Here is an 862-nt window from a genome sequence, read left to right as displayed (position 1 = left end):
TGGGGTACTGTGTGCAATGATAGAATAGAAAACGAAGTACGAGCTTAGGCGAAATGACATTTTACATGGCGGTGAATATAAACACATGGAATGGGCATGAAACTAACGAACTCGTACAAACTCGTAAAGTTTTAATGTAGTATTTGTTATGAAATATAAAAAGTGTCATATTGTTACTACAAAACTTACAAATTTATGCTACTTAAAAATAGATGAACTTAAAGCGCTTGATTGTCAATTAAAGACAACAAGTGCTTTTTTTGCGTTTTAGCGTAGAAATTTAAAAGAGCACTATAATTTTATAAGTGCATTAAGTGTTAAATTTTTATTGTTGTTTTATAGACTGTAGTGGCTGTGAACAGTGTACGACGATAGTAGAGGAAAAAATAAAGGGTTGTATTATTTTTTGAAGTCATCGTAAAGTACGTTTTAACGGATGGACGTTATGCACACGTTATCCGCAAAAAACGGGTAAGCGTTACAGGGACTTTAATTGCTGTAACGGGAGGGGCATTATGAAAGAGAAAGTAGTTGGTTATGTACGAGTTTCAACAGAAGGGCAAGTACGTGAAGGATATAGCTTAGCGTATCAAGTAGAAGAAATTGAGAGGTATTGTGACGAAAATAAGCTACAACTGCTTCACATATATGAGGATAGAGGACTCAGCGGAGCGACAGTTGATGAGGATGGATTAACTATTGAGCGGGAAGGCTTGCAAAAGCTATTGGCAGATCTAGAATATCATCAAGTGAGCCAAGTAATTGTATTAAATACGTCTCGTTTGTGGCGCTCTGATATGGCAAAAGTATTGATACAACGAGAGTTGAAAAAATATAACGCAGATGTGAAAGCGATTGAGCA

General features: G+C 36.0%; 1 protein-coding gene. It reads left to right on the top strand.

The features are described from left to right. Positions 1-515: 515 nt before the first annotated feature. On the top strand, positions 516-862 hold a 347-nt coding region (locus C9J37_RS27760; RefSeq protein ID WP_167397451.1), incomplete at its 3' end, for a recombinase family protein.

The organism is Lysinibacillus mangiferihumi (assembly GCF_003049665.1).
GTDB classification, from domain to species: domain Bacteria; phylum Bacillota; class Bacilli; order Bacillales_A; family Planococcaceae; genus Lysinibacillus; species Lysinibacillus mangiferihumi.
This window is presented reverse-complemented; position numbering and strand designations above follow the sequence as displayed.